The sequence below is a fragment of the Halomonas sp. ATBC28 genome (assembly GCF_005937175.1).
GTDB classification, from domain to species: Bacteria; Pseudomonadota; Gammaproteobacteria; order Pseudomonadales; family Halomonadaceae; genus Vreelandella; species Vreelandella titanicae.
On record NZ_VCQL01000008.1, the window covers coordinates 28,895 to 54,715 of the forward strand.

Sequence of the window (25,821 nt, forward strand, 5' to 3'; positions counted from 1 at the left end):
ACTTCTATCTGGGACCTGAAGATGTGGCCTGCCATAGCTTCAGGCTCTAATACCCAGACGACTAAAACCGTGAGGCGATCCTCGGCGTAGGGATACCCAAGAACGCGATCGCCAAGCGCCGCAAAGACTGCAGGCTTACTATCCGCGATGCCATCATGATCATTCCGACCCCATAGACGGACGCCCAAGTTGCGCCAGGAGCGCCATCCGAACCGGTGTGATTCAAAGGCCGCAGTCGTCGCAGTCGTCGGTGTCCGACCTGCTATCTTCCGTCTCTACCTGCCCACGCCGCTGCATCCAGCGCCCAGCTCACCTCGGCCGTCCAGTTGGCAAGCACATCGGTCGGCCAATGAACCCCAAGGTAAACTCGGCTTATACCCACCAGCAGGGAAAAGCTTTTGCGCCCAACTTGTCCAAGTTTTTCATGGTGCTTCATTTGCAACTCCTTTGCTTTGAGAAGGGGTACGCAACGTCGAATCTGACGGTTTTATTGTGCCAGGGTTATCAATAGCGCGGAAAACCGCTTACTTCTAAGCCCAGTTGACGTTTTGACAGGAGACGTTTGGCAGGATAGTCAGGCATTGTCGCCGAAGGTCTTGCGCCAGTTGCGGGGGCTGACCTGGTGGCGCTGCCTGAAATGTTGCCGAAACGAAGTTGCCGTGTGGCATTCGGGAGCCAGGGCATCCCTATAGGATTCATGCAACCATTTGATAACAAGCATAATTCATAACCTACGTTAGGTTAGTGAGGTCGGCAAATGTTTTAGAATGACGCTAATAAACCATTTGCCTGAGGGGTAACAGAGTGTCTCTCATCGATACAGTAGTGATGCGGGGCCTTAGTACTCAAGGTGCGCTGTCTCAGGAAGACAAAGCGCTATTGCTGGGTCTTGAACTCAGCCCTAGATACATGTCAGCTAGTGAGGTGCTCTGGCAGGAGAGCGAGGATGCTGATCTGTTCTGCGTGGTCAAGGAGGGCTGGGCATACTCCTATCGTAACTTGAAAAATGGTTCAAAGCAGATCCTCAAGTTCTACCTTCCTGGCGATATCATAGGCATTCGTGATTTTGGCTTCACCCGCCGCCTGGCAAGTGCGGCAATGATTAATAAAGGTGTAATCTGCCCTTTCTCATATCAGCAGCTTTTTGAGCTCTTTGGGCGTTCAAGCCTAGCTGCCGGCATCGTGGCCACAGCAACTCGTCAGCAGGCGCAACTCTCCGAGCGGCTGATATACCTCGGCAAGTATTCAGCCCACGAGCAACTGGCGCACTTTCTCTACGAAATTTATCTGCGACTCAAGCGGATCAAGGCCGTTAGGGACAATAGCTTCTTCATGCCGCTCACGCAGGAGCTGATTAGCGACGCGCTAGGGATGAGCCCGGTACACGTGAGCCGGACTTTCTCGATGCTGCGTGATGAGGGCTTGGTGATCCGAAACCGCCAGCACGTGAAGCTGCCCGACCCCGAAGCGTTGGCGCGGTTAGTCGAATTCAATGATAGCTATATCGATGAATTCCTATCTCCCTCGTTTTCTGAACTTTTAAAAGCGAGCCCGTAAAGCGCTGGTAGCCTCTATTGGCTGATCAAGCCCCCTCCAAAGCCCCCAGCTTCCACGAGAAGCTGGTTTCACCAAAAGCTAATTTTCCTCTATCACTTCCTCGACCCACTCTACCCAGGTTTCGGTAAGGCGTTGTCCAAGTCGCAATGTGTGCCAGGGTGCTCGCTGGGCGGGCGTCAACGATTGTGGATCGCTAAACCACTCCCGTTCGATGGCAGCGTAAGTCGTTAGGCGATCCTTGAGCTGCTTGCGGAAGTCGGTGAGCTCTTCGCGGCGGGCCTCCTCAGGCCAGCGTTCCCAGGCGAAAAACTTGGCAAACAATGGCTGGCGCACAGGGCTGGTAGACAAGGGCTCGGCGAGCCAGATGTCTAGCGCCTGACGCCCCGCTTCGGTGAGTTGGTAAACCTTGCGGTCGGGGCGTTCGGTTTGCGGCAGAGTCTCGCACGCCAATAGGCCATCGCCGCGCATTCGGTCAAGTTCGCGGTAGAGCTGCTGGTGGCTGGCCTGCCAAACATGGGCGAGTCCCGCTTTGAAGCGCTGGAGGATATCGTAACCAGTGCCGGGCTCTCGCTGAAGAGTGATTAATAAAACGGCGCGTAGGGACATGAGTAACCGTGTGTTTCGAACGTTATGCACATAGTTGCATAATAAAATGGCAGGGGCTAGCCTTATGCAACAAGTTGCATTTGCCGGGCAGTTGACTTGGCTCTCGGAGGTTTCATGGCGTTTACCCTGCATCTCTACGCGTCTCTTCTGGCCCTGGGGCTTGGGGCTATTCTGCTGCTTTCGCCAAAGGGCACTATGCTCCATCGAATACTGGGCAGCACCTGGGTGCTCGCCATGGCGTTCTCTGCCTTGAGCTCCTTCTGGTTTGGCGGCGGCGTTCTGCCGCTAATAGGTCACTTTGGGCCGATTCATCTACTTTCGTTGTGGGTACTAGTAGCTCTTGCCGTTGCAGTGGTGGCTATCCTCAAGGGGAGTGTAGAGCAGCATCGCGGTTGGATGATTGGCGCCTATCTGGGGCTGGTCGGTGCTTTTGTCGGTTCCCTGGCACCAGGACGCTGGATCGCTGTTCAGCTGGGAATGTGGTGATGATTAAAAGCAAGCGTGTTAGATAGGGCCGCTGACCCCTTAGCAGGATACTCCAATCATTGTTGAGCTTATGCTAACTTAGCATTAACAACCTGTGAGGTAGCTTTCCATGTCTATTGAAATCTGGTTCGCCTTTGCCCTGGCGTCAGTGGCATTGCTTGCTATTCCTGGGCCGACGATTTTGACCGTGGTCAGCTACTCTATTGCCCAAGGCAGGCGCGCCAATATTCCGCTTGTCGCTGCGGTGGCATTGGGTGATTCAACGGCGCTGCTCTTTTCACTGCTTGGCCTGGGAGCGGTGTTAGCCACTTCGGCATTTTGGTTCACCGTGATCAAGTGGATCGGCGGTTTATACCTTCTCTATATGGGCATCAAACTATTGCGTGCCGGTATATCCTCTGTGCAGCCAGTAACACCGGCGGTATCAGGTTCGCGCTGGAAGCTTTTCACCAATACCTATCTCGTTACTGCGCTCAACCCGAAGGGCATTATCTTCTTCGTCGCCTTTTTGCCGCAATTCGTCAGCCCGAACGCCGATGCTGGGCAACAATTGTGGATACTTGCGATCACGTTTGTGGCGTTGGCAACGCTGAATGCCACTCTTTACGCCGTATTCGCAACGTCGGTGCGCAAGATGCTGGCATCGCGTCGTGCCCAGCGTCGCTTCAACTTGGTTGGCGGAACGTTACTCTCTTCAGCGGGTGTCTGGGCGCTGCTTGCTAAGCGGCCTGTATAAGCAAAAGACGGTAAATTGGATGTGTTCGTATCGGGAGACAACTGTGAGTGAAACCCTTCAAGAACTGCTAGCGGAACTTGAGCAATTTGGCCAACAAAACGATGCTGCCATTTCTGAACGCCCAAGACGAATGCTCAATATCACTCGTGATACGGGGGAGTTTTTATCGGTACTTGTTCAAGCAACTGATGCCCAACGAGTGCTGGAAATTGGCACCTCGAATGGGTACTCCACCTTGTGGCTGGCTCAGGCAGTGCAGAGGATTGGTGGGCACGTTACCACCGTTGAGCTCTCCGAATTCAAGCTGGAGATGGCCTTGAGAAATTTTGAGCGCTCAGGCCTCTCTGATGTCATCACTCAGCATCGAGGGGAAGCGGGTGGTTTTCTAGAGAGGCTGGATGATGCCTGTTTCGATCTGCTCTTTTTAGACTCAAAGCGCTCTGATTATGTGAATTGGTGGCCGAATATCCAGCGAGTTTTACGCAAGGGCGGACTGCTTGTGGTGGATAACGCCACTTCCCATGCAGATGAAATGGCTGATTTTATGGCGCTGGTATCGGCAGACTCCAAGTTCACTACTTGCACTGTACCCGTTGGCAATGGCGAGTTTCTGGCAACGCGGTGCGGGTAACGCCTGCTTAGCGTTAAAGGCGCCCTAGCTGATTCAGAAAGCGGAAGTCGATTTTTCATCAGTGAACCTAAACCGTCAGAATATAAATGGAATAAACCATGATCAGAGATGCCGTAGAGGGTGATTCGGAAGCCATAGCGCACATTTATAACCACTACATCGAAAATACCGCTATTTCATTTGAAGAAAAGCCAGTATTGGGTTCAGACATTCAAGGCCGGATTGAAAACGTTCAGGGGGCCGGTTTGCCTTGGGTGGTGGCAGTGGAAGATGATGCTGTGGTGGGCTATGCCTACGCTACCAAATGGAAAGAGAGAAGCGCCTATCGATTTTCAGTTGAAGTCAGCGTCTACCTTTCCAATCAGGCGCACGGTAGGGGCTTGGGTGTAAAACTGTACGAAACACTCTTTTCCACGCTCAAAGAGGGCGGGATACATGCGGTGATGGGCGGCATAACGCTTCCCAACCCAGCCAGTGTCGCACTGCACGAAAAAATGGGCATGAAAAAAGTGGCCCATTTTGAAAAGGTAGGGTTTAAGTTCGATCAATGGCACGACGTTGGCTATTGGCAGCTAAATCTGACTAACTGATAGTGACTCAACATGCTGAAAGCAAGGTTGATGTAATTAGACACTATGGACGTAACTCAGAATGGTGGGAGCCGGCATGTTGAGACTATCGTGGAACGATGGCCTTACGGTTTGGTGTGATAGATGAATTTTATGCCTCTCGCTGCTAACCCTGGAGTAAGTTTAACGTGAATCCAGATGTTCAGGCTAAGTTTGAAAGCTACCCGAAAGGCGCACGGTGGCAGCTTGAGAGCGTGCGACAACTCATTCTGGCAGTAGCTGCTGAAGATGAGCTTGGCGATGTCGAAGAAGCGCTTAAATGGGGAGAAGCTAGTTATCTTGTCAAAGGGGGCACTACCATTCGAATCGACTGGAAACCTAAAGATCCAGACGTCATTAAGGTATTTTTTCACTGCCAAACATGTTTGATTGAAACGTTCAAAGAAATATATCGTAATGAATTTGAGTATGAGGGTAAGAGAGCTATTGTGCTCCCTCTGAGTGTGAATATCGAACAGGTTCCGTTAAGGCATTGCATCGAGTTGGCTCTGAAGTACCACAAGCTTAAGCGCTTGCCGCTTCTAGGCGTGTAGCCATTGGGTAAAGTGCAAACTTGTACTGTTAATGACGAGCTTCGAGGCAAGTATGACAATCACTGAAATTAAAAGCCCACAAGAGCTGTCGCGCTTACGCCGCCTTGCTCTGGCTGCGCAAGGTTTGCTGCAGAATAAGCCTTATGGACGTGGCTTAGCCGGTGCCCGTAAAGCGATTAACCACCTGGGTTATGTTCAGATAGACACCATATCTGTGGTGGAACGAGCCCATCATCATGTTATTCACTCCCGGGTACCAGGGTTTGAGCCACACATGCTGAACCAGCTGTTGATCAATAAAGACATTTTTGAGTATTGGTCGCACGCGGCTGCATTTTTACCCATTACCGATTTTCGCTTTTCCTTGCCCTACAAAAACGCTATCAAAAGCGGGCAAACACATTGGTTTAGATCACCTGATAAAAAGCTAATGGAAGAGTTGTTGGCTCGCATACGTTCAGATGGCCCGCTGCGGTCTCGAGATGTAGGGGCTAGCACCATAAAACGTGCAGGTTGGTGGGACTGGAAGCCAGCCAAAAAGGCACTTGAACAGCTGTATATGCAAGGCGATCTGATGGTCAGCGACCGCGACGGCTTTCAAAAGACATATGATCTAACCGAGCGGGTATTGCCATCTCACGTAAATTTACAGATGCCCTCCATGGAGGAGTATGCGGCGCACCTTGTAGACCAACAATTGCGCTGTCATGGGTTTGCTTCACTCAAAGGGCTGACCTATCTGCGCCGAAAGGCAGAGTTACGCAAAGCTGTGAATGCCCTGGTAAATGAAAGGTTGGCACAGGGAGATTTAGAGAAAGTAAAAGTGAGCAGTGGCGATGAATTTATATTGGAAAGGGGGGCACTCGAACGCTCCCTGCCTCGTTTGAAAGAGCGTATGTTGATTCTTTCACCATTCGACAACAGTGTCATTCAGCGGGAGCGGCTCAAAGCGCTATTTCAATACGACTATCAGTTGGAATGCTATGTGCCCGAAGCCAAGCGTCAGTATGGCTACTTTTGCCTGCCGCTTCTTTATCGCGATGAGTTTGTTGGCCGGATGGATTGTAAAGTCCATCGCAAAACCAGTCACTTAGAGATCAAGAACTTATATTTCGAGCCACACCCTTTTGATGAACATAGAGTCGTTACTGCTTTTGTGGAAGCCATCGTTCAGTTTTGTCATTTTCAAAAATCTGACTCCGTCTCTTTGAATGCAGTCCAACCTGAACACCTGACTCAGCGGTTGCGCAGCGCGTTAAAACCCCTGGGGTGAAAGGATCTAGGCAGGGGGGGGGTATCTAAGCCAGGCGTTGCTATTGGAAAAATTTTCCTCGGAGCCATGGCTTCAGGTACATGAATGTGTTGAATGACCGTTTCTAGCCGAATCAAAAACTTTCCTCCATATTAACAACGGGGCAGATGACGGCCTGCTGACGTAGATACGTTAGCTGCTATATTAGCGATAACGCTTAAGCGAGAGGATTGCACCAATGACAGGGACAAATAAACCATCAACGATAGCATTGTTGAGCGATAACCGGGTAAAGGTGCTCTTGGTCATCGCGATTATTGCGGTGGTCTGGGCCGTGGTGGCGCACACCATTGCTGGGTCGCGGGGAGACAGTATGGATGCGCTCGAAGCGCGTCTGGTTGAAACCGAGCGGGAGCATCAACAGATTCAGGCGGAGATGTCTGAGGTTGAAGCCGCGGAGCTTGATTTAGCAACACTGCAGCAGAGAATGAGCGCCCTTGAGGTTGAGCAAGCTGATGCTGAAGCCGAGCTAGCTTCGACGCGAGCAGATATTTCCCACGCTGAAGAAGATTTGAAGGCTTTACGGGGCGAGCGTGAAACCCGCGAAGAAGAAGTGGAGACCCTCAATGAGCAGGTCGACGAACGGCAGAGCAGCCTTGAAGAGCTGAATGAGAACTACGCCGAGGTAGAAAAAGAGAAAGAAGAGGCCGAAGCCGCCCGCGATGCCGCTCAACAGTCTCGTCAAGACGCAGAAGACGCTCGCAGCGAGGCTGAAGCAGACCTTGAAGCGCTCAACGCCGAGATTGAAGAGGCCGAAGCCGCCAGCGATACCGCGCAACAGGCTCGTCAAGAGGCAGAAGATGCCCGCAGTCAGGTTGAAGCTGACCTTGAAGCGCTAAATACTCAGATAGAAGAGGCCAATAACCAACTTTCAGCAGTCGGTGATCGGGTAAGTGAGTTAGAAGCAACGCGTGATGCGCTCACCATTGAAATCACTTCCCTCGAAGTGATGCGTGACGAAGCGCAAACGCCTGAATGATTTGCAGCCTTAACGCATAGCATCTTGCAGCACAGCGATATAGGCGTGCCTCCCCGCCACTGGAACGGGGAGGTCATCGACGGTATCTACCGCCCCATAAGGTGCGGAAGGCTCGTTATAGCTTAGTACTGGGCTGGATCATGACCGCCTGTTTGTAGCCTACGATAACGACCGGCACCTTGGGCTGGGTAGCGTTGATGAACGCAACGAGCGCCACGCCTGCGAAGCGCCTTACACTCTACTGCACATTTCTTAATCCAGGCGATACTATCCGATGCATCGGCGATTTCTGTTACCTCTTTTCCTTTTGATGTTGCTGGCCTCTTTGGCTGGCTGTGGGGAAACGCCCACCGGGCGCTCCCAATTGGCGTTAGTACCGAACGCGTTAATGGCTGACATGGGGGAAGATGCCTTTAATCAGCTACGCAATAGCCAGCCGATCAATCGCGATACGCAGGCTAATCAATTGGTGCAGTGCGTGGCCGAAAAAGTGGTGGCTGGCGCTGAGGCGAGCTACCCAGGGCTCGCTTTCCCTGAACGCTGGGAAGTGGTGGTATTTGAGGATGCTTCCCCCAATGCGTTTGCTCTGCCGGGTGGACGCATCGGGGTGCATAGCGGGCTACTGCGAGTGGCCGAGACGCCAGCCCAGCTAGCGGCGGTGATTGGGCACGAGGTGGGGCATGTGTTGGCGGATCATGGCAATGAGCGGCTTACCCAGCAGCTTGGCATTAAAGCCGTGTTATTGGTGGTGGGGTTATTAGGGGAAGAGGAATTTGGCAACCAGCAATTGATGCAGGCCTTGGGTATCGGTGCCCAGCTGGGCATTAGCCTGCCTTTCAGCCGCACCCATGAGGAGGAGGCCGATTTGATGGGCTTGGAAATTATGGCCCGTGCGGGGTTTGACCCGCAGCAGAGCGTGACCCTGTGGCGCAACATGGCTGCTAGCGGTGGTGGTCAGCCCCCTGAATTTCTTTCTACGCATCCTGCCCATGAATCGCGCATTCGGGCATTACAGCAAGGGCTGGAAAAGGCCACGGCCAGCTATCGTACGGTTACGCCTGCTGAATGTTGAGGTGAGTGGTATCGCGTTATTGATAAAATAAGAAAAATTGCCACGTGACGTCGGGAGTGTGGGGCTGTGCCATTACAGAAACAACAGTATCAGGTGCATGGGTTAACCGGGCAGTTTTGCGATGCCAGCCGTGAGTTGATGTATCGCCGCTCTATCCAGGAAAGCGTGCGGCTTGAGTTTAGCTTTGCTGTGAGCGTTGCGGCATGTGTCTTTGGCATGTTCGCGATTGCGGATTACTACCTGCTGGGCCTGACCAGGGAGTTCTATCTGCTGCTTACCATGCGAATAGTGGTGGTGAGCATTTGCCTGTTGGTGGCACTCGTTGTGCGGCGCTGGGGTGGCAATGATTACCGTGCTTGGTTGCACGCCTTACCGCTGTGGGTATTTGCCACGGGCATTATATTGATTGTCCCCCTACGACCCGAAAGCCTCCCCACTCAAATCACCCCGGTGGTGGTGGCTACCATGGCGTTTTATCTTCTGATTCCCAATCCGCTAACAGTCGTGACAGCGGCCAGCCTCTATTTAAATATTGGCTTTTTAGTGGCTGCGGTACTGTTTGCGGGGCTTAGCCCGATAGCGACGCTGTTGGTCGCACTGTTGCTGATTATGGGCAGCGTTGTAGGGTTTTTCGCCCTGCTGCGCTTGGAATGCCTGCAACGTAAGCAATATGCACTGCTTCAAGAAGAGCGAGAGAATAACCACCAATTACACAAAGAGATCGCGCACCGAAAATCACTGGAAGAACAGCTGAGGGTAGTCGCTGAGCAGGACGCGCTGACCAGCCTGAATAATCGCGGCCATTTTATAAAACTGGCTAAAGATCTGTTGCAGCACTCGCAATCCCACAAGGTGCCATTTAGCCTGTTTATGATCGATGTGGATCACTTCAAACACATTAACGACACCTGGGGGCATAGCCACGGGGATTGGGTGCTAACCAAAATTGCCGAAGTCTGTGCCGAGTCGCTGCGCCCAACGGATGTGATAGGACGTTTTGGTGGTGAAGAGTTTGTCGTTGCATTGCCGGACACCAGCTCGCACGATGCGCAAATGGTAGCAGAGCGTTTGAAAAAGAAGGTGGCTGAACTTTCGTTAACAGAAGAGATGGGCAAACTGCGCCCAAGCGTCACCGTTGGCTTGGCGGCTACCGATTCAGAGGAAGCCGATCTGGAGTCTTTAATTAAACGAGCGGATGAGATGCTTTATGTTGGCAAACGCGCTGGGAGGAACCAAGTCGTCGTCTGCAGCGATGTTGTCGAAGCACCAGATTCACCCGTTGGCAACAAGTAGCGCTTTCCTATGCCCCCATCACTGCTGCTAATGCTCGCCGACACCCTTCTAATTCTCCACGTGCTGTTTGTGGCCTTCGTGGTGTTAGGCCTGGTCGCCATTTACGCAGGCTACTTCTTCAGCTGGCGGTGGGTTCGCAATAGAACCTTTCGTATCGTGCATCTATGCGCCATAGGTTATGTGGTGGTTCAGGCTTGGCTTGGCGTGGTTTGCCCGTTAACCACCTGGGAAATGGCGCTGAGGGCAGAGGCGGGCGCCGTCATCTATTCGGGCTCGTTTATTCAGTACTGGCTGCACAGCCTGCTCTATTTCACTTTGCCGGAGTGGGTGTTTGTGGTGGTGTACACGCTATTCGGTAGCCTGGTGTTGGCCAGTTGGTTTGTGGTGAAGCCTCGACAGCACTCTCGCTAGAAGATGGGCGTGTACTAAACTTTGCGTATCATACTGTGCTTGGGAGCGAACCCATGCGGCACCTATACCTAATGCGGCATGCCAAGGCTAAGCAGTCCAGTGGCGATATGACCGACCATCAACGGCCGTTGCGAAAGCGTGGTAAACGTCAGGCAGCGGCTATGGCACATGTGCTTCAGCACTGGCAAGCGTTAGAAGGGGGGATTTACGCCAGCACAGCGGCTCGCACGCGGGAAACCTTCGATGAGATCGCAGGCCAACTGCCTGATCATACTCTGGTCAACCAGGTTCACTTCGATGAAGACCTTTACACGTTCGATGGTGGCGGGCTGCAGGCCTGGCTCGAATCGTTACCAAACGAAGCCGAAAGAGTCCTGGTGATTGGGCATAACCCGGCGCTGCATGATCTGGCTCGTTGGCTCGACAAGGCTGCGCCGCATTCACTGCCCACCGGGAGCGTGCTGCATTTCACGCTGCCCGGCTCTTCCTGGGAAAGCGTGAGGCAGGGCGGAGCCAAACTGGCAGGGTGCCTGACCCCGGAGGCGGCCAGTTATCCCCTTTTTCAGCGCCTTGCCCCCCAACCACCCAAACGCAATAACGACACCGCCAGCCGCATGCGTGACATGATGGAGCACCAGTATCAGATGATCCGTGCCTTGGAAGCCGGTGTCATCGCAGGCATTGATCCTGAGTTCCTGCACCAGTACCGGGTTAATCTGCGTCGTAGCCGGGCAGTGGGTGAATCCGTGCGCGCCATTACCCGAGTGCCTGGCCTGAAAAAGATGCTTAAGCGGCTCAAGCAACGTGCCCAGGCTACCAGTGACCTGCGTGATATTGATGTGTTTCTGGAGGATATGGCCAAGACGCCCCCGCCGCTCACTCCTGGTAGTCGCCAGGGATTGATGCAGTGGCTCCAGGATTGCCAGCGGGAACGCCACCAGGCGCTGTGCCAGCAGTTAAGTGCACCGGCGTATGCTGAGGAGATGGAGGCATGGCAGCACTTTATCGCTTCCGATGACGTTGGTAAGGCGCTTTCGAAACTTACGCCAAAGCGTATACGTAGGGTACTGAATGAGCGTATCGCACGCCACGATGAAGACCTGGCGGCACTCTCGCTGGATACCCATGACACCGAGTTCCATGAACTGCGGAAGGGCGTGAAGCGGATTCGTTACCTGGCTGATCTGAATCCAGAGACCCCTGAGCCGTTTCTGCCCCAATTGAAGCACCGCCAGCGCCTGCTCGGGGAGTATCAAGACCTGTGTTCTCGTCAGGCCTGGCTGGATGCCTTTGTCGCAAACCCCGATAACGACTCGCAGCAACAGCAGGAGTGTGTTCAGTGGCGCGATTCGTTAGAGAAGCCGAAGCTTGTGCTGCGCAAAGAAGTATTGGCGTTGGAACCTCTGGCCAACGTGTCCCCGTAACAACGTAATCAGGTAGCCTTGCCGCCAATCGTTACGCAATATATGATTCGTATATGTTCCATATTCGTTTCATATATTGGGTGGTGTGATGGGTATCGTTAAGATCAATGACCAGTTGCATGAGGATATTCGCAAGGCAAGCACTGTCATGGTGCGCTCAATCAATGCCCAGGCAGAGTACTGGATAAAGGTGGGTATGCTGGCTGAGGCCAATCCGGGAATGACCTTCTCTGACATCATGCGTGAGCAAATGAAACAAGCCGACGTTGAAGTAAGGAAGGTGGTCGGTGAGTGAGCTGACGCTGAAAAGCGAGGAGGAGTTGCGTTTGATGCGGGAAGCCGGACGGCTACTCGGATTGGTGTTCAGTCATCTCGACCAACGGATAGTGCCCGGCGTATCCACCATGGCTATTAACGATTGGGCCGAGCGTTATATCGTCGATCAATTGCAGGCTCGCCCGGCCAGTAAGGGGCAATACGATTACCAGTACGTATTGAATGCCTCAGTCAACCACGTGGTGTGCCATGGCATTCCATCCGACAAGCAAATACTCAAAACAGGCGATATCGTCAATGTCGACATTACCCTGGAGAAAGACGGCTTTATTGCTGACTCCAGCAAGATGTATCTGATCGGTGATGTGACTCCCTATGCCAAGCGCCTGGTCGATAAAACCTACGAAGCCATGTGGCAAGGAATACACGCGGTCAAGCCAGGTGCCACGTTGGGTGATGTGGGCTACGCAATTCAGCAATATGCCGAAAAGTACGGCTACTCTGTTGTACGTGAGTATTGCGGCCATGGCATTGGCCGGGAAATGCATGAAGAGCCGCAGGTGCTGCATTACGGAAAGAGAGGCAGAGGCCTGGCGTTGAAAGAAGGGATGGTGTTTACCATCGAGCCCATGATTAATCAGGGCAGGGCCAAGATAAAAACCAAGCGGGATGGCTGGACGGTGGTGACCAGTGACAAGAAATTGTCTGCTCAGTGGGAGCATACGGTAGCGGTCACATCCTCTGGTTTCGAAGTGCTAACACTCCGCGATGACGAGTGCCTCCCTACTGAGATTAACCCATAACGGCATGATCTATCCTCCTTCGTTTAAGCGCCCTGCATGTTTAAGGGCCGTAGCCTGAAATCGATCTGGCGAAGCATATCAGGTGCGTTAAGCTGAAATGGTGGATGTGGCATAGCTAGGCATGCTTTCTCTTGCATGGAGTCTATGATTCACCTATTCCATATCGCTTAACAGCTAAATGAAAAGGATGTCTACGATGGCGAAAAAACCGACAGGTAACGGAAAAGGCAGTACGCCAGCGGGTGAGTTACTCGCCACTGTTTCATGCGGCACCGAAAAATTGCTATTGGCAGCCTTAGAGCGGGGCGGCAATTGCCTTGAAACCGGGCGCTTTCTGATTAGCTATCGTGAGGGGCGGGTAGAAGAGGGCATTAAGTCGCTAAAAGCCCAGAAATTTCGGATCGCAGATGCGCGGGATTTCACCGATCAAGCCGTTAGTCTGGAAGATGCCGGAGATGCTGAGGCAATGGTATTTCCGGAGATTGGAGTAGCGCTGGTAGGCGGCGATGCCCTACAGCAGCATGGCATGAGTGCGCTGGGTAAGGTAGCCGCGGATAGTCCCATCGAAATTATTGAGCCAGAGTATTTCGCCTTTTCTGAAAATTCTGAATATCTACGGGGTTTTTTGCGGGCAGCCAGCACCATCGCTCGTGATCTTGGCGTTGAGCTGGATTTGGAAGAAGGCGAAGAGAACCTTGAAGAGGACGCCCTTCGGCCAACTTGGGGGCTAAAACGCTGTAAGGTGCCGCAAAGTAGCTGGAGTGGCGCGGGTATAAACGTCGCCGTTCTGGATACCGGGATGGATCTTGGCCACCCGGATTTCGAGGGTAGGGAGTTCGTTACCCGCTCATTCGTTGGGGAGCCGGTGCAGGATATCAACGGGCACGGTACTCACTGTATCGGCACGGCCTGTGGCCCCCAGGCGCCCGGTGAAAACACACAGCGTTACGGGATCGCGTATGAGGCGCAGGTCTTCGTCGGCAAGGTGCTGACCAACTCGGGCAGCAGTACCGGGGCGGGCGTTCTCGCTGGCCTGAACTGGGCCATCGCCAACCGCTGTGAGGTGATCTCGATGTCGCTTGGCAGCCAGAGCCCGGTGCAGGCCGCTTACACCCATGCTGGTGAAGCGGCACTGCGTAATGGGTGTCTCGTTATCGCTGCAGCGGGTAATTCAGCTACCAATACAGGGGCGCCTGCCAACTCGCCTACTGTAATGTCGGTGGCTTCTCTCGATCCGAACCTGAAGCCCTCCAGCTTTTCCAATCATGGCAAGATCGAGATTGCCGCGCCTGGGCGCGATATCTTCTCCTCATGGCCCCGGCCCACTCGCCATAAAACGATCAGTGGCACCAGCATGGCGGCGCCACACGTGGCAGGCTGCGCGGCACTGTGGGCGCAATCAGATGCCTCATTGCGGGGAAGGAAACTGTGGCAACAGCTAGTGGCTTCGGTGCAAGAGCTGCCATCGCCTGAATCCCGCGTGGGAGCTGGGTTGGTACAAGCGCCTTGATGTTGGGCGATGCACTGGGCAGGCGCTCCTTTCAGGCCGCCCAGTGCACTTACTAGGGAGATATGCCAGATGCCAACGGTAGCGTTATGGTTGATCACTATTTCCAGCGATCAACCGATAAATGAGATGGCCACGCGTCTCAGCGCTGAAGGATTAAATATCCAGGAGGTGCTGGAAGAGATCGGTTGCATTACCGGCTCGGCAGACGATGCCACGGCGGAACGGCTGAAAAAGGTCAAAGGCGTAGTGGATATAGCGCCTGATATGCAGATCGATGTGGGGCCACCGGGCTCTGAGGAGACTTGGTAAGCTCGGTAAATATTTCACTGGGCTTGATGACGCGATGGTTTTAGTGGAGATGTGATATGACGACCCCCGCAAAGAACACTGTTTGCCTTTGGTACGATGGTGGTGCAGAAGAGGCAGCACGCTTTTACGCTGATACCTTTCCTGATTCGTTTGTTAGGGCGGTTCATCACGCACCGGGAGACTTTCCATCGGGTAAGCAAGGGGATGTATTGACCGTAGAGTTTACCGTGATGGGCATTCCGTGCCTTGGACTCAACGGCGGGCCTGGGGTTACGCACAATGAGTCGTTCTCTTTTCAGGTCTCAACGCATGACCAAGCCGAAACGGATCGCTATTGGAATGCCATTGTTAGCAATGGTGGCGAGGAAAGTGCCTGTGGCTGGTGCAAGGATAAATGGGGAATATCGTGGCAGATAACGCCTGCTGTGCTGATTAACGCCGTTACCAATCCCGATCCTGCCGTCGCTAAGCGCGCATTCGACGCGATGATGCAGATGAAAAAAATCAACATCGCGGACATTGAATCGGCGCTTCACGGTTGAGATAGGGTGAGTAACACTGCTTTACACGTTATTCGGCCGCTTAATTTTGGCCATTGTTGTACTTGCTCCTGCCGATTGTTTGTTCAAACTCATAGAGCATCTAACACATCAAAGTGATCGCAATTAGCTATATCCACGAGCTCGACTTGGATATGGCTAGTTTTTAACGCTGCAACAAAATCGTGTGTTTGTTGGCGAAAAGCGGGCGGATCGCTTTCGGCGATCACCACTTGGCATGAGGGTAGTTTGCTGGAATCGGCAAATTTAGGACTTAACGCAAGCGCTTGGGGTGGAGTGAGCTCCAGCGCTTCGTTAACGTAGGTATCCACCAATGGTGTTAGGTCATAAACGCCGCTAACCAGTATCAACTTATCAATGGGTATATCACCACTGGTGGCTACCCAGTAGGCTAGCTGGGCACCGGCGCTATGGCCGCCTAATACAATAGACCACACGCCACCGTTATCCGCGAGGGCGTTGCATGCTGCCCCAATCCCCTCAATGCATTGGCTCACCATGGTGTTAATGGAGGTTTCCGGTGCTAAGCCGTAACCCAGGGAGGCGAAGGCCATACCACGGGCCAGGTAGCGTTCAGCCAGAAAGTCCGTGGCGGTGTTATCCAGCGCCTGCCAGTAGCCGCCGTGAATAAATAGCATCAATGGCCAGGGGCCCGCGGTACTTTCCGGGACGAACAGGTTGAGACGGGCCGCCGGATCTTCACCGTAGCGCAGGGTAATCGGCTGGTGGCGTGCCACCAGGTCGATACCTAAAGCTGCCTGGCGCGTTAAAGTGGCTTCGAAATCCCGAGCGAAATGGCTCGGCGAGTAGGCGAGGTTCAGGGGTATTTCAGTCATCACGTACCTCTATTAGGTAACGGCATCACGCACATGAAACAGCGGATCCTGGTACTCACCGCTTTCCATTACCTCGCGGAAGTGCTGGGCGGCCTGCCAAACATCTTCAAAACTGAGATACAGCGGGGTAAAACCAAAACGCATTAGGCCGGGTTCCCGGTAGTCGCCGATCACTCCGCGGGCAATCAAGGCTTGAACGATAGCGTAGCCGTTTTGACTATCCACCAGTGATACCTGGCTGCCGCGCTCACTGGCTGATGGGGTTATATCGTCAATATTATGAGTGGTAAAAATATCGCTTAAACACTCTCGAAACAGGTCGCTCATTGCCAGACTTTTTTCTCTCAGCGCCTGCATGTCCACCTCGCTCCATAGGGCGAGTGAGGCTTCCAGAGCGGCGTAGGCAAGTGCCGAATGGGTGCCAGTGCGAAAGCGGGAAATATCCCCCGCTGGGGTGTAATCCGCTTCAAAAGCGAAGGGCGATGCATGGCCGTGCCAGCCGGAAAGCGGCTGCCAACCTTTGTCTTGGTGATCGCTATGCACGTATTAAAAAGCTGGCGCGCCAGGGCCGCCGTTAAGGTACTTGTACGTACAGCCTACGGCGTAGCGAGCACCGCAACCGTTTAGATCAATGGGCAGTGCGCCTGCGGAATGGGCCAAATCCCAGATGACTTCCGCGCCGTGGTCGTGCACCAGTTTCGTGGTGGTGGCTATATCGCGTAATTTGCCAGTACGGTAATTAACTTGGCTCAGTACCACCACGGCTACACCGTCGAGGTGTTCGGCCAAGTTGCCTCCTTCGGGCAGGAAGCGGTGCTCGGCGCCACTCACCCGGCAATAGCCTTGGGCGATGTAGCCATCGGTCGGGAAGTTGCCGCCTTCGCTAAGAACCGCCTGGCGACCCTCCTTGCCTTGGCCGAGGATATACCCCAGCAGCTTGAAGATATTTAGCGTGATATTGTCAGTGACGCTTACCTCACCGCGTTGCGCACCAATCACCGGGGCTAGCAGATTGCCCAAGCGTTCCGGAGCATCGAACCAGCCCTGGTTCCAGCCTTTGATCAGTTGGTCGCGCCATTGATCCAGAGTCTCATCGACCGCCTGTTTGGCGGCCTTCGGTTGAGCGCCCAGTGAGTTCCCATCAAGATAAAGCACGCCTTCAGGCAGGGCGAAATGGCTTTTAAAGTCTGCCAATGGGTCTTGGCGGTCACGCTCACGAACACTATCCAGGCTTACAGGCATATGGCTGCTCCGAAAAATTGTATGTCGCTGTTTTGAATATCAAGACGGTAGTTAAACTGGGTGCGCAGCAGCGCGCCAAGTGCTTATATCGTCGTCCGAACACTCCACAGTTCCGGGAAGAACTGAAGATCCAGCGCTTTGACCAGATAGTTCACCCCAGCCGTTCCGCCTGTGCCGCGTCTATAGCCAATGATACGCCCGACCGTTTTCATGTGGCTGAATCGCCAGCGCTGAAAGTTGAATTCGACATCCACCAATTTTTCAGCAAGCTCGTATAGATCCCAGTGTTGTTCGCTGTTGCGGTAGATTTCCGTCCAGACCGCTTCCACCTCGCTACTGGCGGTGTAGGGGATACTCCAATCGCGTTGGGTTTTGCTTTCCGGAATGCTGAAACCGCGTTTGGCAAGCAGCTGCAGCACGATATCGTAAAGACTGGGCGAGTGGAGGGATTCCTGAAGTTTTTGGTAGTGTTTGGGTTTTGATCTGTGGGCTTCGATTAGCTTGGCGTTCTTGTTACCCAACAGGAATTCCATTTCCCGATATTGATAGGACTGAAACCCAGAGCTTTGGCCAAGGCTGTCTCGGAAGCTGGCATAGTCGGCGGGGGTCATGGTGACCAACACTTCCCAGGCCTTGATAAGCTGTTCCTGAATTCTGGAAACTCGCGATAGCATCTTGAAAGCAGGGCGCAGGTTATCTTCTTGAATATGCGCTGCGGCGCCATGAGCTTCGTGAAGGCACAGTTTGATCCATAGCTCCGATACTTGATGGATAACGATAAAGAGTAATTCATCGTGTTCATCAGAAGCCGGATTTTGGCAAGCAAGCAAAGGTTCCAGATCCAGGTACTGGCCGTAGCTAATATCCTGATCCCAATGAATGGCTTCATTATCGACGCTGTTTTCTTCAGGAGTCGTCATTTTATTCTGCCTTGGTTGCTGTGCAATGTGTGGTTGTTGTCGTTTGTTTGCAAGCCTGTTCTTTAGGTTCACCTAAGTCCCAGAGTATACCGGCGGCGAGCTTCAGGCCCTGCTCGATAATCGTTTCGAGCAGGTACCGATACGATCACAGTGTTTTATGAGAAAGGTGATCTTGAGCAATGCTATGTCGACATTCCCTTTCTCCCTAAGCTTGCAAAGTGATGTGTGAACGTCGGATATTGAACTTGGTGGCTACTTTTTTCACTAGCTAGGCATTCATTGTCTAGCTTTTCATAGACCGGCTTTTACTGACGAATGCCTACTATAAGGAAGAACCATAGTGCTCACTATCATCATCACTGTGGCGATCATCGCCGTTATCGCGTTTTACGTCATCGGTATCTACAACCGACTTGTGTCTTTGAAAAATCGCTTTGAGAACGCCTTTGCGCAAATTGAAGTGCAACTTAAGCGTCGGCATGACCTGATTCCTAATCTGGTAGAGACCGCAAAAGGTTACCTCAGCCATGAACGGGAGACGCTGCAGTCGGTCATCGAGGCTCGTAATACAGCCGCCGCTGGGCTAAAAGCGGCCGCGGCAAACCCAGGCAGTGCCAAAGCCATAGCAGACCTGGGCGGTGCAGAGGGCGTGCTGACACAGGCGATGGGGCGGCTCAATGTGGTCATGGAAGCCTACCCGGATCTAAAAGCCTCAGAAAATATGCAGCAATTGTCAGAAGAGCTAACCAGCACTGAAAACAAAGTGGCCTTTGCGCGGCAGTCATTTAATGATGCGGTGATGCACTACAACACCTATCGGCAGAGCTTCCCGCCGGTAGCAGTGGCGGGCATGTTCGGCCATGGGCAGGATGCCTCGTTGTTAGAGTTTGAAGACAGTGCCCAGATTCAAGTGGCGCCGACGGTGTCGTTCTAAGCTCAGGGAAAACGCGACATGGATTTTTTTACCGCGCAGGATAACGCTCGTCGTAAAACCGGGCGTCTGGTCGTTTTGATGGTACTGGCAGTACTTGCCCTGATTGCTGTTACCACGCTCGCAATTACCATCGCGCTGCATCTAATGGGGGAGCAATCTGCTACACAAACCAATCTTTCTGCTCAGGGGATGTGGTCGGCACTCTCGATTGAACTGGTCACTGGCGTTGCTATTGCGGTGTTGGCCGTCGTGGTGCTGGGCGGGCTATTTAAACGCAGTCAGCTAAGGCGTGGTGGCCGGGTAGTGGCAGAAGCCCTTGGTGGACGCGAGATCAATCTTAATACCCGTGATGCTGATGAGCGGCGTATTCTCAATGTGGTTGAAGAGATGGCGATTGCCTCTGGAACGCCAGTGCCCTCCGTGTATGTGCTGGAGGAGGAGAGCATCAATGCCTTCGCCGCCGGTTATCAAACCAATGATGCAGTGATCGGGATTACTCGCGGCACGATCCGAAACCTGACGCGGGATGAACTGCAGGGCGTCGTAGCGCATGAGTTTAGCCATATTCTGCATGGTGACATGCGGTTGAATATGCGCCTGATCAGCATACTGCATGGCATCCTAATCATTGGCTTATTGGGCGGAACATTGCTGCGTAGTATGCGCTTTCGGCGGGTCGGCGGTGGAAAACGCGACAACTCAGGCGCTGTCGTTTTAGCACTGGGGGCGGTGCTAATGCTGATCGGCTACGCGGGTACCTTTTTTGGCAATTTGATCAAATCGGCGGTTAGTCGGCAGCGTGAATATCTGGCGGATGCCTCTGCGGTGCAGTTTACCCGCAACCCTCAGGGGATTGGCAACGCGCTGGTTAAAATCGGCTCGCACACCCAGGGCTCTTACCTGCAAGCGACACAGGCGGCGGAATTCAGCCACCTGTTCTTCGGTCAAGGCGTGCGGCAGGGCTTTAGCCAAATGATGGCCACCCATCCGCCGATTAAAGATCGTATCAAGCGGGTCATGCCCGATTGGAATGGCCGCTTCGAAGTCTCTGTCAATGGCCATCAGAACTGGCCCACCCAGCAAACCGAGAATCACGCACCTGAAATTGAAGGCGACGGTGAGAGGTCTGAAGCAGAGCCCAGATTTGGCTCGGGAACAGCAACGGGAACGGGGGCAATGGCGGCTGTGTTAACCGGTGCCTCTGCTCAAACTGCCATTAACACCATGGGCCAGCCTGACCAGCGCCATCTTAATCAGGCTAGAGCGAGATTAGATGCGCTGCCTGAGCGGATTAAAAGCGCCGCCCATGAGCCCCATGCCGCTCGTGCTCTGATCTATGCACTGCTGCTTAGCCAGGATAAGACAATGCGTAGGCATCAGCTTAAGGCGTTGCATCAAGTTGCACTGCCAGACGTTTATCGGGCGTTGATGGATTATGGCCCGGAAATGTTGAGGCTGGATGTACAGTTACGCTTGCCACTGATTGAACTGGCGCTGCCAGCGTTACGCTCGCTTTCGATGGAGCAGGCCCAGCATTTTCGCCTCTGTATGGAAAGGCTGATCGAGGCGGATGGTCAGGTCAGTCTGTTGGAGTGGACGCTATATCAGTTGGTGTTGAATAACATCAGCAAGCAAGGCAGTGGGCCTTCAAACCTCAAGATAAACGACCTGCAGCGGGAGTGTCAGCTGCTACTGACGGTGCTTGCCACCGCCGGTCAAGATGACCCAGTTGAAATAAGCGCTGCGCTTAATGCCGCTGAGCGTGAGCTGCCATTCTCATTGAGGGCCACTGACGATATAAGTGATATGCGTGCACTCAGCCTGGCGGTTGAGCGCTTGCGGCGCTTAAAGCCTTTGCATAAGCCCGCGCTGTTGCAAGCGATGGCACGCTGTATTGAACATAGCGCACGTATTTTGCCTGCTGAAGCCGAGCTGTTCCGTGCTATGGCCGATATTCTCGAGTGCCCAATGCCGCCACTGTTATCAGATGAAGCATAGGCAACAATTTTCGATACAGGGAAGCCTCAGCCATGGATGAAACGGAATCTTTAAATCGAGCCATCCATGAGGAGGTCGCGCTATTTCCATATGATATGGCTTGGCCAGCTCTATTCGAGAAGGAGCGAGACAGGCTGCTGGATTTATTTCCAGATGAATTTCTAGCCATTGAGCACATCGGAAGTACCGCTGTTCATGGTCTCTCGGCCAAGCCAATCATCGATATCCTGGCAGGCGTAGAGTCAATGCACCAGGCTGATGACTTGCTGGAGCCGTTGTGCCGTGCCAAATATGCGACATCATTAGCGTACAACGCTTCCTTGGTCGGGCGGCGTTGGTTAATGCGATGGGCCGAGGGGCGTAGGACGCATCATCTGCATCTTATGGTGTATGGCGGTGAAGAGTGGCATCGGCGATTGGCTTTTCGCAATAGACTGCGCGCTGATACTGAACTGGCGCAACGTTATGAGAAAAAGAAGCGTCTGTGGGCGGCGGAATTTACGTCAGACCGAGAAGCCTATACGGCGGCGAAAGGGGATTTCATTAAACAGGCGCTCAAGAATGCCTCTTAACCACAGCAGTCAATGTCGCGTCTGTTTTGCAGACCTTTCTACAGTAACGCTTAGCGCGTCAAATGAAATGGGAGGTTAAAGTGAAGACTATCAAAACATCTTTAATGTTTGTGGGGGATCAGGCCGGTAAAGCCGAAGAAGCTATCAAGTTTTACACTTCGCTATTTGAGAACTCGAAAATCATCGATATCGAGCGTGTCGAAGCTGGGGGGCATGATCCCGAAGGGGCAGTTAAGCTCGCCCGCTTCTCGATAAACGGCACTCTCTTCCTGGCAATGGATAGCTATTACGACCATCAGTTCAGTTTTACGCCAACAATGTCATTACACGTTGAGTGCGGCTCAGAGAAAGAAATAGAAGACGTATTTAAAGCATTGAGCGATGGAGGTAAGGTTTTGATGCCTCTAGATAATTACGGCTTTAGTGAAAAATTCGGATGGTTGAATGATAAATACGGCGTTTCCTGGCAGCTGAACCTTTCCAACTAGCACGTTAACATTCTTTTAGCTTGGCAAAGGAAAAATACAAGAGAGCGCTTATGTTTGAGTATACATTGCTGCACTGGATGACTTTTTTATCAGCGGCCGTGCTTTTGAACCTATCGCCGGGGCCAGATATTGCCTACATACTGGGGCAAACATTACGTAGCGGGCGACGACAAGGGTTTGCCGCTATGTTTGGGATTTGGACAGGAGCGGCGCTCCATGTAGTAATGGCTGCAGTTGGTCTTTCGGCTATTTTAGCCACCTCTGCATTGGCGTTTTCGATTGTTAAATGGGTAGGGGCCGCCTACCTGATATGGCTCGGTATTAAAATGTTGCTGTCTCAAGGGGATCAGTTTGTCGCTGCAGAAAAGCCGGGTAACAAGAACCTCTCCACTGTTTATTGGCAGGGCATGCTGGTATCTGCGCTAAACCCCAAAGTCGCTATCTTCTTTCTGGCTTTCCTGCCGCAATTTATCGTGGAAGGCGCTGGCCCAGCCGAGGCACAGCTTTTATTGCATGGCAGCCTTATTATTGCAGTTGCTGCCGTAATAGAGCCCCCTTTGGTTTTGGCTGGTGCTAAGTTGGGTGCTTACTTAAAGAGAAAACCACACGTTGGTTTATGGATGGATAGATCCCTTGGAGCACTTTTCGTCGCGTTGGGTGCACGGTTGGCTGCGAGTGCAAGGTAGGCTACGTAATGCTATTTTTGTTTTTGAAGTGCTGGGGAGGAGGTCTCTTTTCGTTTAAATGAAGGATGGTGATAATGTCTGCTTACGCCGTTGCTCTTATCCGCGAAACCCGATTCGATCCTGAAATTAAACAATATTTAGAAGGCATTGATGCAACCCTCGCGCCGTTCTCGGGCAAATACCTCGTGCATGGTGGGCCATACATTCCGCTTGAGGGAGGGTGGACAGGGGATATGGTGGTGATTGAATTTCCTTCCATGGAGCATGCGCAAGGTTGGTATGACTCGGCTGCTTATAAAGCGATCCGCCCATTGCGTACCCGGAATACAGAGGGCGATGTGCTATTAGTTCAAGGTGTACCAGAAGGGCATAAAGGAGCGGACATCCTTGGGTAGCGATAGCCGCTCCTTATACTTCAGCGTATTTACGATGAAAGACCATTAACTATAATTTAGGCCGGTTGAGGTGATGGCGTGCTTTCCAACGCTACCTGCAACTCTTCAACAAGCGTTTCAACTTTCTGTATCGCGGCAGCAACCGATTTGGCCAATACCTCGCCGCCCACTTCCTGTCCTTCGATCGCGATGTAGTGAACGCGAGTGATGCCGATAAATGCCAGTGCTGTGGCCAAGTGTGGCTCAAGGTGGTTCATATGGGCCATTTCTTCACCTGGCGCCATATTTACGCCGCCTCTAGCGGTGAGCACAACGGCATGCCTTTTTCGGTCTGTGAGCTTGGGTATGTAAGGGTCTATCGGGTTGGTGTCATCGAACTCTACCGTTCGACCGGGCCGTACTACTTGGTCGACCCACGCCTTGAGGGCGGCAGGCATACCGAAGTTGTATAGCGGCGTTCCGATTACCACAATATCAGCAGCAATTAACTCATCAATCAGATGGTCGCTCTCTGTCAGTGCGTCCTTCATCCAGCTTTCTCGGTGCTCTTCGGGGGCGAAGGCAGACGCAATCCAGTCGTGGCTGATAATCGACGGTGGGTTTTGACCAATATCGCGATAGGTAACCGTGTCTTGCGGTCGGCTTGATTGCCACTGGCTGACAAACTGATAGGTTAAATGGCGACTATGCGAGCCGTGGTTATCTGTGCCAGCAATACCGGGGCGGGCGCTAGCGTCTATATGCAGGATGTGTGTCATGGTGGCCTCCTAATCTGAGTTGAACTCATCTATGATTAACAACAGGCTTAGCTTAGGCTTTGCCTTTCAGCCTGAACAAACGATCTTTTCTTGCAGCTATAGATGAGTGAAACTCATTCATGAACCATCGCCGATTACCCTCGCTTTCAGCACTACGAGCTTTCGAAGCCGCTGCCCGCCATGAAAGTGCCAAGCAGGCGGCGCAGGAATTATCCGTTACTGCCACTGCCATTAGCCATCAGGTTCGGGGTCTTGAAGAGGCGCTAGGCGTTACCCTATTTTTACGTAAACCCCGACAGTTGGCGCTGACACCTCAGGGCCGTGAGCTACTGCAGGTTCTGGAGACTGCGTTTGATAGCATTAGTCATGTTGTCGAGCGGTTGAGTGCTGTACCTGTTCGCCAAACCGTTACGCTCTCTACAACGCCAGCGGTTGCGGTGCGCTGGTTGCTGCCCTGGGTGTGTATGCTGCGTGACTCCCATCCAGATATAGATCTGCGTATTCATGCTTCGCATGAGTCGGTTCCTCTGGATGGGGTCACGGCAGACATTGCCATTCGCTATGGCGATGGCCGTTGGCCAGGGTTGGTCGCCGAGAAGCTGTTTGATAACACCTTTATCCCGACCTGTAGCCCACGCCTTGGTCTACACGAGGTAGAACAGCTACCTTTGCACCCATTGATTCACTTCAGCAGTCAGGGGGCCATATCATCACCACTGGATTGGGCGACGTGGCAGAAAGAAGCAAGGGTACCTGGGCTGGACGTGAGTGCCGGGCTGGTCTTTTCTGATGAGACCCACGCTATCTCGGCTGCCGTTGGGGAGCAGGGTGTAGCGCTGATGAGCCGCCAGTTGATTCAGGATGAGTTGGAAGAGGGGCGTTTGGTGCAACCTTTCGGCCCCGAATTTGAAGGTAAGCCGTTCTTTCTGGTCTACCCAGAAAGCCGACGGCATGACCCAACCATTCAAGCGATCAGTGATTGGGTTTTGGCGGTGCCGGGTGGGTTGTGTACGTTGATGAATTGATAGTGGAGGACTTTTATACCGTTATCTTATAGGCAAGCTACCCATCCACCTTACTGACTTGGTTAACAGGCCACGCTGCTGGATGACCTTCGAAGCTTCGCTGTTGTTCAAGGAGCTTCTAAAGTGTATCTCCGAGCTGATGCTCGTCCTACTGCAGGTGAGAAATGCTGTTCCCCTGAATTCAACTCATAGTATTTAAGAGCCGTCGCTCTGGCAATCAAGGAACGAAACGATGGAAGTAATTATTAATACTATAATATCCGAGTTTTCGGATTTTAATGACCTGAGTGAATTCATCATTGTTGTGATTCGCTTGCTGTTGGCGGCTGTACTAGGCGGTCTATTGGGGCTCGAGCGAGAGCAGAGAGGCAAGGCCGCTGGAATACGCACCCATATGCTGGTCTGTATGGGGGCGGCTTTGTTTATATTTATACCTCAGCAAACGGGTATCTCTGATGCGGAAATGAGCCGGGTCATCCAAGGCGTTATTGCTGGCATCGGTTTTCTTTGTGCTGGCACCATCATCACCCGAAAAGATGAAAAAGGCACGTCAGGGCTTACCACGGCGGCAGGGGTTTGGTTGACGGCGGCAATTGGCATAGCCGTAGGCCTAGGACGCGAGCAGACGGCGGTTTTGTGTACGCTGCTGGCCTGGGTAGTCCTCTATGTAGTGCCTTTCTTTTCCGGTTCAATCAGCAAGAAAAAGTCTTCGTCCTTGGGCGATGACGAAGACAATACCGATATTTGATGGGAGCCGAATGCAAAAACTAGAGGGCGTGAATGAACAGAGAGTTAACTCCTCTGGTAAGGCCTCGCCTTTTTATAATCAGGGAACTACAT

General features: G+C 52.8%; 32 protein-coding genes. 25 read left to right on the forward strand and 7 right to left on the reverse strand.

All coding sequences use genetic code 11. The features are described 5' to 3' along the window. Positions 1–262: 262 nt before the first annotated feature. A complete protein-coding gene (locus E0L35_RS10640; protein ID WP_138800261.1) occupies positions 263–436 on the reverse strand; it encodes a phosphatase PAP2 family protein in 174 nt (57 codons plus the stop codon). A gap of 368 nt (positions 437–804) precedes the next feature. Here E0L35_RS10640 and E0L35_RS10645 point away from each other — a divergent pair, with 368 nt between their 5' ends. Further along, positions 805–1,557 carry a Crp/Fnr family transcriptional regulator gene (locus E0L35_RS10645; RefSeq protein ID WP_138800262.1) on the forward strand — a complete coding sequence of 251 codons (753 nt, stop codon included), beginning with the start codon at positions 805–807 and terminating at the stop codon, positions 1,555–1,557. Positions 1,558–1,635: 78 nt separating this feature from the next. Here E0L35_RS10645 and E0L35_RS10650 read toward each other — a convergent pair whose 3' ends face one another. Continuing rightward, entirely contained in the window at positions 1,636–2,163 is a 528-nt protein-coding gene (locus tag E0L35_RS10650) for a PadR family transcriptional regulator (protein ID WP_039858268.1), read from the reverse strand. Positions 2,164–2,277: 114 nt separating this feature from the next. Between E0L35_RS10650 and E0L35_RS10655 the strand changes: the two genes are divergently transcribed. From E0L35_RS10655 to E0L35_RS10730, 16 genes are all read left to right on the forward strand, one after another. Then, positions 2,278–2,649, forward strand: coding sequence for a DUF2306 domain-containing protein (locus E0L35_RS10655; protein WP_138800263.1), 372 nt, complete (start codon positions 2,278–2,280; stop codon positions 2,647–2,649). Positions 2,650–2,758: 109 nt separating this feature from the next. After that, entirely contained in the window at positions 2,759–3,385 is a 627-nt protein-coding gene (locus tag E0L35_RS10660; RefSeq protein WP_027959191.1) for a LysE family translocator, read from the forward strand. Positions 3,386–3,428: 43 nt separating this feature from the next. Further along, complete coding sequence (locus tag E0L35_RS10665) at positions 3,429–4,016, forward strand: O-methyltransferase (protein ID WP_212751680.1); 588 nt, start codon at positions 3,429–3,431, stop codon at positions 4,014–4,016. Between the two features lie 98 nt (positions 4,017–4,114). After that, positions 4,115–4,606, forward strand: a complete 492-nt coding sequence (locus E0L35_RS10670; RefSeq protein ID WP_138800265.1) for an arsinothricin resistance N-acetyltransferase ArsN1 family B — start codon at positions 4,115–4,117, stop codon at positions 4,604–4,606. 167 nt (positions 4,607–4,773) lie between these two features. After that, on the forward strand, positions 4,774–5,178 hold the full coding sequence (locus E0L35_RS10675) for a DUF1801 domain-containing protein (protein WP_138800266.1): 405 nt from the start codon (positions 4,774–4,776) through the stop codon (positions 5,176–5,178). Positions 5,179–5,230: 52 nt separating this feature from the next. After that, entirely contained in the window at positions 5,231–6,451 is a 1,221-nt protein-coding gene (locus tag E0L35_RS10680) for a crosslink repair DNA glycosylase YcaQ family protein (RefSeq protein ID WP_249362125.1), read from the forward strand. Between the two features lie 217 nt (positions 6,452–6,668). After that, positions 6,669–7,469, forward strand: a complete 801-nt coding sequence (locus E0L35_RS10685) for a hypothetical protein (protein WP_138800268.1) — start codon at positions 6,669–6,671, stop codon at positions 7,467–7,469. A 274-nt stretch (positions 7,470–7,743) separates the two neighbouring features. Further along, positions 7,744–8,541 carry a M48 family metallopeptidase gene (locus tag E0L35_RS10690; protein WP_138800269.1) on the forward strand — a complete coding sequence of 266 codons (798 nt, stop codon included), beginning with the start codon at positions 7,744–7,746 and terminating at the stop codon, positions 8,539–8,541. Positions 8,542–8,607: 66 nt separating this feature from the next. Further along, positions 8,608–9,834 (forward strand): GGDEF domain-containing protein, encoded by a 1,227-nt coding sequence (locus E0L35_RS10695; protein ID WP_138800270.1) that lies wholly within the window; start codon positions 8,608–8,610, stop codon positions 9,832–9,834. Between the two features lie 9 nt (positions 9,835–9,843). Further along, on the forward strand, positions 9,844–10,245 hold the full coding sequence (locus E0L35_RS10700; RefSeq protein WP_138800271.1) for a DUF2784 domain-containing protein: 402 nt from the start codon (positions 9,844–9,846) through the stop codon (positions 10,243–10,245). A gap of 53 nt (positions 10,246–10,298) precedes the next feature. Further along, positions 10,299–11,669: a CHAD domain-containing protein gene (locus E0L35_RS10705; protein WP_138800272.1), complete on the forward strand. Its 1,371-nt coding sequence runs from the start codon at positions 10,299–10,301 to the stop codon at positions 11,667–11,669. Positions 11,670–11,757: 88 nt separating this feature from the next. Then, the gene (locus tag E0L35_RS10710; protein ID WP_022523750.1) at positions 11,758–11,964 is read left to right on the forward strand and encodes a ParD-like family protein; all 207 of its coding nucleotides are present in this window, start codon (positions 11,758–11,760) and stop codon (positions 11,962–11,964) included. Continuing rightward, positions 11,957–12,748, forward strand: a complete 792-nt coding sequence (gene map / locus E0L35_RS10715; protein ID WP_138800273.1) for a type I methionyl aminopeptidase — start codon at positions 11,957–11,959, stop codon at positions 12,746–12,748. Before E0L35_RS10710 ends, map begins: the two co-directional genes overlap by 8 nt. Before the next feature lie 196 nt (positions 12,749–12,944). Further along, a complete protein-coding gene (locus tag E0L35_RS10720) occupies positions 12,945–14,258 on the forward strand; it encodes a S8 family serine peptidase (protein ID WP_138800274.1) in 1,314 nt (437 codons plus the stop codon). 69 nt (positions 14,259–14,327) lie between these two features. Beyond that, positions 14,328–14,567, forward strand: a complete 240-nt coding sequence (locus E0L35_RS10725) for a hypothetical protein (protein WP_138800275.1) — start codon at positions 14,328–14,330, stop codon at positions 14,565–14,567. 56 nt (positions 14,568–14,623) lie between these two features. After that, positions 14,624–15,109, forward strand: coding sequence for a VOC family protein (locus E0L35_RS10730; RefSeq protein WP_138800276.1), 486 nt, complete (start codon positions 14,624–14,626; stop codon positions 15,107–15,109). 89 nt (positions 15,110–15,198) lie between these two features. Here the strand turns inward: E0L35_RS10730 and E0L35_RS10735 are convergent, their stop codons facing one another. From E0L35_RS10735 to kynA, 4 genes are all read right to left on the reverse strand, one after another. Beyond that, positions 15,199–15,963, reverse strand: a complete 765-nt coding sequence (locus tag E0L35_RS10735; RefSeq protein WP_138800277.1) for an alpha/beta hydrolase — start codon at positions 15,961–15,963, stop codon at positions 15,199–15,201. A gap of 12 nt (positions 15,964–15,975) precedes the next feature. Further along, entirely contained in the window at positions 15,976–16,506 is a 531-nt protein-coding gene (locus tag E0L35_RS26630) for a hypothetical protein (protein ID WP_249362126.1), read from the reverse strand. 3 nt (positions 16,507–16,509) lie between these two features. Further along, the gene (locus tag E0L35_RS26635; protein ID WP_249362127.1) at positions 16,510–17,205 is read right to left on the reverse strand and encodes a hypothetical protein; all 696 of its coding nucleotides are present in this window, start codon (positions 17,203–17,205) and stop codon (positions 16,510–16,512) included. Between the two features lie 83 nt (positions 17,206–17,288). Further along, complete coding sequence (gene kynA, locus E0L35_RS10745; RefSeq protein ID WP_138800278.1) at positions 17,289–18,125, reverse strand: tryptophan 2,3-dioxygenase; 837 nt, start codon at positions 18,123–18,125, stop codon at positions 17,289–17,291. Positions 18,126–18,462: 337 nt separating this feature from the next. Between kynA and E0L35_RS10750 the strand changes: the two genes are divergently transcribed. The 6 genes from E0L35_RS10750 (at position 18,463) to E0L35_RS10775 (ending at position 23,198) form a co-directional block, all read left to right on the forward strand. Continuing rightward, positions 18,463–19,059: a LemA family protein gene (locus E0L35_RS10750; RefSeq protein ID WP_171051144.1), complete on the forward strand. Its 597-nt coding sequence runs from the start codon at positions 18,463–18,465 to the stop codon at positions 19,057–19,059. A gap of 18 nt (positions 19,060–19,077) precedes the next feature. After that, complete coding sequence (locus E0L35_RS10755) at positions 19,078–21,057, forward strand: M48 family metallopeptidase (RefSeq protein WP_138800280.1); 1,980 nt, start codon at positions 19,078–19,080, stop codon at positions 21,055–21,057. A 32-nt stretch (positions 21,058–21,089) separates the two neighbouring features. Beyond that, positions 21,090–21,629 (forward strand): GrpB family protein, encoded by a 540-nt coding sequence (locus E0L35_RS10760; protein WP_138800281.1) that lies wholly within the window; start codon positions 21,090–21,092, stop codon positions 21,627–21,629. Positions 21,630–21,709: 80 nt separating this feature from the next. Further along, positions 21,710–22,117, forward strand: a complete 408-nt coding sequence (locus E0L35_RS10765; RefSeq protein WP_022523739.1) for a VOC family protein — start codon at positions 21,710–21,712, stop codon at positions 22,115–22,117. A 50-nt stretch (positions 22,118–22,167) separates the two neighbouring features. Beyond that, on the forward strand, positions 22,168–22,803 hold the full coding sequence (locus E0L35_RS10770) for a LysE family translocator (protein ID WP_138800282.1): 636 nt from the start codon (positions 22,168–22,170) through the stop codon (positions 22,801–22,803). A 74-nt stretch (positions 22,804–22,877) separates the two neighbouring features. Then, positions 22,878–23,198, forward strand: a complete 321-nt coding sequence (locus E0L35_RS10775; RefSeq protein ID WP_022523737.1) for a DUF1330 domain-containing protein — start codon at positions 22,878–22,880, stop codon at positions 23,196–23,198. Between the two features lie 56 nt (positions 23,199–23,254). Here the strand turns inward: E0L35_RS10775 and E0L35_RS10780 are convergent, their stop codons facing one another. Then, positions 23,255–23,956, reverse strand: coding sequence for an NAD(P)H-dependent oxidoreductase (locus tag E0L35_RS10780; protein ID WP_022523736.1), 702 nt, complete (start codon positions 23,954–23,956; stop codon positions 23,255–23,257). A 119-nt stretch (positions 23,957–24,075) separates the two neighbouring features. On the opposite strand from E0L35_RS10780, the gene E0L35_RS10785 reads away from it, so the two are divergent. Next, positions 24,076–24,981, forward strand: a complete 906-nt coding sequence (locus E0L35_RS10785) for a LysR substrate-binding domain-containing protein (RefSeq protein WP_022523735.1) — start codon at positions 24,076–24,078, stop codon at positions 24,979–24,981. Positions 24,982–25,213: 232 nt separating this feature from the next. Continuing rightward, positions 25,214–25,729, forward strand: a complete 516-nt coding sequence (locus E0L35_RS10790; protein ID WP_009286495.1) for an MgtC/SapB family protein — start codon at positions 25,214–25,216, stop codon at positions 25,727–25,729. The last annotated feature ends 92 nt before the right edge of the window (positions 25,730–25,821 follow it).

Excerpts from the sequence above, each read along its gene's own strand:
- E0L35_RS10640 (WP_138800261.1), bottom strand. The coding sequence starts at position 436 with ATGAAGCACCATGAAAAACTTGGACAAGTTGGGCGCAAAAGCTTTTCC.
- E0L35_RS10650 (WP_039858268.1), bottom strand. The coding sequence starts at position 2,163 with ATGTCCCTACGCGCCGTTTTATTAATCACTCTTCAGCGAGAGCCCGGC.
- E0L35_RS10655 (WP_138800263.1), top strand. The coding sequence starts at position 2,278 with ATGGCGTTTACCCTGCATCTCTACGCGTCTCTTCTGGCCCTGGGGCTT.
- E0L35_RS10660 (WP_027959191.1), top strand. The coding sequence starts at position 2,759 with ATGTCTATTGAAATCTGGTTCGCCTTTGCCCTGGCGTCAGTGGCATTG.
- E0L35_RS10670 (WP_138800265.1), top strand. The coding sequence starts at position 4,115 with ATGATCAGAGATGCCGTAGAGGGTGATTCGGAAGCCATAGCGCACATT.
- E0L35_RS10680 (WP_249362125.1), top strand. The coding sequence starts at position 5,231 with ATGACAATCACTGAAATTAAAAGCCCACAAGAGCTGTCGCGCTTACGC.
- E0L35_RS10685 (WP_138800268.1), top strand. The coding sequence starts at position 6,669 with ATGACAGGGACAAATAAACCATCAACGATAGCATTGTTGAGCGATAAC.
- E0L35_RS10690 (WP_138800269.1), top strand. The coding sequence starts at position 7,744 with ATGCATCGGCGATTTCTGTTACCTCTTTTCCTTTTGATGTTGCTGGCC.
- E0L35_RS10700 (WP_138800271.1), top strand. The coding sequence starts at position 9,844 with ATGCCCCCATCACTGCTGCTAATGCTCGCCGACACCCTTCTAATTCTC.
- E0L35_RS10705 (WP_138800272.1), top strand. The coding sequence starts at position 10,299 with ATGCGGCACCTATACCTAATGCGGCATGCCAAGGCTAAGCAGTCCAGT.
- E0L35_RS10710 (WP_022523750.1), top strand. The coding sequence starts at position 11,758 with ATGGGTATCGTTAAGATCAATGACCAGTTGCATGAGGATATTCGCAAG.
- E0L35_RS10720 (WP_138800274.1), top strand. The coding sequence starts at position 12,945 with ATGGCGAAAAAACCGACAGGTAACGGAAAAGGCAGTACGCCAGCGGGT.
- E0L35_RS10725 (WP_138800275.1), top strand. The coding sequence starts at position 14,328 with ATGCCAACGGTAGCGTTATGGTTGATCACTATTTCCAGCGATCAACCG.
- E0L35_RS10730 (WP_138800276.1), top strand. The coding sequence starts at position 14,624 with ATGACGACCCCCGCAAAGAACACTGTTTGCCTTTGGTACGATGGTGGT.
- E0L35_RS10735 (WP_138800277.1), bottom strand. The coding sequence starts at position 15,963 with ATGACTGAAATACCCCTGAACCTCGCCTACTCGCCGAGCCATTTCGCT.
- E0L35_RS26635 (WP_249362127.1), bottom strand. The coding sequence starts at position 17,205 with ATGCCTGTAAGCCTGGATAGTGTTCGTGAGCGTGACCGCCAAGACCCA.
- kynA (WP_138800278.1), bottom strand. The coding sequence starts at position 18,125 with ATGACGACTCCTGAAGAAAACAGCGTCGATAATGAAGCCATTCATTGG.
- E0L35_RS10755 (WP_138800280.1), top strand. The coding sequence starts at position 19,078 with ATGGATTTTTTTACCGCGCAGGATAACGCTCGTCGTAAAACCGGGCGT.
- E0L35_RS10760 (WP_138800281.1), top strand. The coding sequence starts at position 21,090 with ATGGATGAAACGGAATCTTTAAATCGAGCCATCCATGAGGAGGTCGCG.
- E0L35_RS10770 (WP_138800282.1), top strand. The coding sequence starts at position 22,168 with ATGTTTGAGTATACATTGCTGCACTGGATGACTTTTTTATCAGCGGCC.
- E0L35_RS10775 (WP_022523737.1), top strand. The coding sequence starts at position 22,878 with ATGTCTGCTTACGCCGTTGCTCTTATCCGCGAAACCCGATTCGATCCT.
- E0L35_RS10780 (WP_022523736.1), bottom strand. The coding sequence starts at position 23,956 with ATGACACACATCCTGCATATAGACGCTAGCGCCCGCCCCGGTATTGCT.
- E0L35_RS10785 (WP_022523735.1), top strand. The coding sequence starts at position 24,076 with ATGAACCATCGCCGATTACCCTCGCTTTCAGCACTACGAGCTTTCGAA.
- E0L35_RS10790 (WP_009286495.1), top strand. The coding sequence starts at position 25,214 with ATGGAAGTAATTATTAATACTATAATATCCGAGTTTTCGGATTTTAAT.